The organism is Sphingomonas faeni (genome assembly GCF_024273235.1).
GTDB classification, from domain to species: Bacteria; Pseudomonadota; Alphaproteobacteria; order Sphingomonadales; family Sphingomonadaceae; genus Sphingomonas; species Sphingomonas faeni_A.
Genome location: NZ_JANBVH010000076.1, coordinates 1 through 3,655 on the forward strand (window position 1 = coordinate 1; position 3,655 = coordinate 3,655).

Below are 3,655 nucleotides of genomic sequence, written 5' to 3' on the forward strand. Positions count from 1 at the left end.
GACCTTGCGGGATGGGGCGGTCCTTCCCTAAGGCGTGTCTAATCCAAAGAAGGGGCCTTATGCACGTTCTCGTTACCGGTGCGGCCGGGTTCATCGGCTTCCACGTTAGCTGCCACCTCCTTGCACGCGGCGACACGGTGCTCGGCATCGACAGCCTCAACGACTATTACGACGTCGCACTGAAACAGGCGCGGCTGGCCGAACTCGGCAAGCTTGGCGACGGGTTTGCGTTCAAGCAGGTCGATTTCTCCGATCACGTTGCGCTCGACGTTGCGCTCGATGGCGAGGATTTCGACCGTATCGTCCATCTCGGTGCGCAGGCTGGTGTCCGCTATTCAATCGAGAACCCACGCGCCTATCTCCAGGCCAATCTCGCCGGTCACCTCAACATGATCGAGATCGGACGGAACCGGCAGGTCAAACATCTCGTCTACGCGTCATCCTCGTCAGTCTATGGCGGAAACGACGCGCTGCCGTTCCGCGTGGAAGACCGGGCCGACCAGCCGCTATCCCTATATGCTGCCACGAAGAAGGCGGACGAGCTGATGAGCGAGACCTATGCACACCTGTACCGCATACCGCAGACCGGCCTGCGGTTCTTCACCGTCTACGGCCCCTGGGGGCGGCCGGACATGGCGATGTGGTTGTTTACCAAGGCGATCTTCGACGGCCGGCCGATCGACGTGTTCGGAGAGGGACGGATGCGCCGCGACTTCACCTATATCGACGACATCGTCGCCGGCGTCGTCGCCTGTCTCGATAGCCCCCCGGCCGACGACGGCGTAGCCAAGGCGGGTGGCAGCGTCAGTCCGCACCGGATCTACAATATCGGCAATAACCGCTCTGAGGATCTCGGCGAGATGATCGCGCTAATCGAACAGGCGTGCGGTCGCCCCGCCGAGTGCCGGATGCTGCCGATGCAGCCGGGCGACGTGCGCGATACCTTTGCTGATATCGGTGCCATCCAGCGTGATCTTGGCTACGAACCGCGTACCAGCATCGCCGATGGGGTGCCACGGTTCGTGAATTGGTATCGCGAGTATCACAAGCTGCGGCCTGCCTGAAATGGCAGATCTCACGATGTTCTGCCAAGTCACGTAGGGCTCAGTCACATAGCGGCGAGCCTTATTGGCGCGCTATAGCTTCCCGTGCCCTCGAACCAGTCATCGCGCATGGCAATTGCGATTATGTGCGCTCGGTTCCGAGTTCTCGTCTTTAACCGGACATTTTCGATGTACCGCTCGACCGTACACGGTGCGATCCGAAGCTCTAAGGCGACATCTTTGGCCGAGCGTCCTAACGTTACCAGTTGCAGAACTTCCGCTTCTCGATTGGTCAGATGTGGCGTTGCCGTAAAATACTGCAGCTTATCCCATCCCTCCCCTAGTAATATTGCTGCGGTGCGCCATAATGCTTACGTCAACACAGCGCGGGATGTTTTAAAATATGTGTCGGTTAAGCTATAATATAATTATTGGTACAGAGGCTTCATCGAACTGATATTCGCGATTGAGCGAGAGATCAACGGGCGGACTGCCAGTGAACGCCTGAGCGTCCGCCAGGAACGCGTCGCCCTTTGATCCACGCACTGTAAACCTGGATGCGGGAAGAGTGCGGCATTCTGCCGCGTTACGACGCCGTCGCGCAGGCGATCGCCTGCTCAACGACTGGGCGGGGTTCACGACGTTCTTCGCGGACAGTCGGATCTGCCTGACGAATAACGCGGCCGAGCGAGAGCTGCGCAGCGTAGCGCGCGGCAGGAAAGCCGGGTTGTTCGTCGGCTCCGATCATGGCCGTGAGCGCGCCGCGATGATGTACAGCCTGATCGGCACCGTCAGGCTCAATGGCGTCGATCCGCTCGCGTGGTTTACCGACGTACTTGCCCGTATCGCCGATCTGCCGCAGTCTCGGCTCCACGAGCTGCTCCCCTGGGAATGGATACGCCTTCGCAAAACGCCGTTCGTGCAGGAGGTTGCGTAATGACTGATCCCCAACCCGAACCCGAACTGATCGAATCATCGCTGAACCGGTCGATCGAGCGAGGCGGCAGGCGACTGGAAGTCCACATCGTCCGTCTGGCTACCGAGCGAGGGTGGTCTCTCGAAGTGGTCAACGATCACAACACCTCCATCGTCTGGGAAGACCAGTTCGAAACCGATCGCGACGCTGATGCAGCCTTCCAAAGCGCGTTGACCGAAGAAGGTTTCGAGGCCTTCCTCGATAAGGACTGACGCGCCAGCCCGGCTCCACGAGCCGTCAACCCGCAGCCTCATCGGATGCGTCCTCGGTGACGCTGCCAACGCCTTGAGTGTCGCACCTTCAAGCGCCTCGACCACTAGAGCAGTCGCCTCTAGCTGGGACCGGCGTTAGTGAAGCCACGCTTCGGCCAATGCTTCCTAAGTGTCATCATTGTCGATGCGATCGTCTAGTATGGACATAATCGTCGTTTACTTTGTTCTTGTTTTAAAGGAGAAATAAGTTGTCGATCATAATTATCGCCCTGTTGGGTGCCGGAACGCAAGTCGGTTCGACGCCTGCATCCAATAGCGCACCGGCGTCGGCACCATCTGCAACGTCGACATCAACAGGAGCATCCGCTCCCGTTTCTCCGTCAGCCGGCTCCGTGGCGTCGCAGCAATCGGAAGATACAGGATATACAAGCGCGTCGGTTCGCGCCGATCGGACTACCCCCGAGCAGGAGGACGACACAGCCACAGCGACTAGGCTGACGGTGCCTGGTGGTGGGCGTTTATCAGCACGCAGCCTTGGTGGCGGCGAGCGCCTCGGTAGAAGGCAATAGAGGTAACCAGCCTAGCTTGACGTGGAAAAACCTCGGGCTGCCGAACCGGCTTTGATAGACCCGGAATGGATGTTATTGCGCGGCCTCCTTTGGAAGGCAAGGTCATGGGTCTGTTGTGCGCTATTTTCGGCCATCAGCGACTCGCCAGTAAGGCTTGGCATGATACGCTGGACTGGCGATCAACGTGTGCTAGGTGCGGTACGCCGCTATTACGCGATCACAAGATTGGTCGTTGGCGCCCGTTTACTCCTGATGATCATTCAATCTCGCGCAGAGGACACGACGAAATCATTTAGCAAACTACGGTCGCTGCCTTGTCAGTATCGTGTATCTTTCCGAATGTGACTTCTGCCTCAAGCTGCGCGATTTTACACTTCGATCCGGTCTAAGGTAGGCTTTGCCCGCAGGCCGCGGGTTATGCGGCTTGCGCTGCCGGCTTGGCAGGCTGCTGGGCCCAGTTCCAGGGCATGAGTTCGTCCCATCGCGCCGCTGGTCAATCAGCTGCAATCTTTCCAGTGAGGCTGGCGATGTAGTCCTGCGGGTCGAGGCCATTGGCCTTGCAGGTCTGGATGACGGTGTAGATCGCCGCGGCGCGCTCGCCGCCAGTCTTCGAACCGGCGAACAGCCAGTTTCGCCGTCCGACGGCAACGCCGCGGAGCGCACGCTCGGCGATATTGTTGTCGATCTCCAGGCGCCCGTCGTCGAGGAGCCCAACGATCACTAGTCGGCCTACACCGATGAGTCGTGGTAGGGGCGTCCCGCGGGTGCGCACGGTGTGCAGCCACGCATGATCCATTTGTTCTCGAAGCTCGAACTGAACCCGCAGAACGTCCCCGCCGCCAACGCCCTATTTGT

At 59.4% G+C, this 3,655-nt stretch carries 3 protein-coding genes and 2 pseudogenes; 3 read left to right on the forward strand and 2 right to left on the reverse strand.

The genetic code is table 11. The features are described 5' to 3' along the window. Nucleotides 1-59: 59 nt before the first annotated feature. On the forward strand, nt 60-1,064 hold the full coding sequence (locus tag NLI89_RS21425) for a GDP-mannose 4,6-dehydratase (RefSeq protein ID WP_254688768.1): 1,005 nt from the start codon (nt 60-62) through the stop codon (nt 1,062-1,064). A 44-nt stretch (nt 1,065-1,108) separates the two neighbouring features. Here NLI89_RS21425 and NLI89_RS21430 read toward each other — a convergent pair whose 3' ends face one another. Beyond that, nucleotides 1,109-1,393, reverse strand: a complete 285-nt coding sequence (locus NLI89_RS21430) for a response regulator transcription factor (protein WP_368077317.1) — start codon at nt 1,391-1,393, stop codon at nt 1,109-1,111. A 272-nt stretch (nt 1,394-1,665) separates the two neighbouring features. Between NLI89_RS21430 and NLI89_RS21435 the strand changes: the two are divergent. Beyond that, nucleotides 1,666-1,980: pseudogene (locus tag NLI89_RS21435) on the forward strand (transposase domain-containing protein); the annotation flags it as partial. Further along, nucleotides 1,980-2,231, forward strand: a complete 252-nt coding sequence (locus NLI89_RS21440) for a hypothetical protein (protein ID WP_254688769.1) — start codon at nt 1,980-1,982, stop codon at nt 2,229-2,231. The pseudogene NLI89_RS21435 and the gene NLI89_RS21440, both read left to right, overlap by 1 nt. Before the next feature lie 984 nt (nt 2,232-3,215). On the opposite strand, the pseudogene NLI89_RS21445 reads toward NLI89_RS21440, so the two are convergent. Next, a pseudogene (locus NLI89_RS21445) lies at nt 3,216-3,506 on the reverse strand (transposase domain-containing protein); the annotation flags it as partial. Nucleotides 3,507-3,655: the final 149 nt, after the last annotated feature.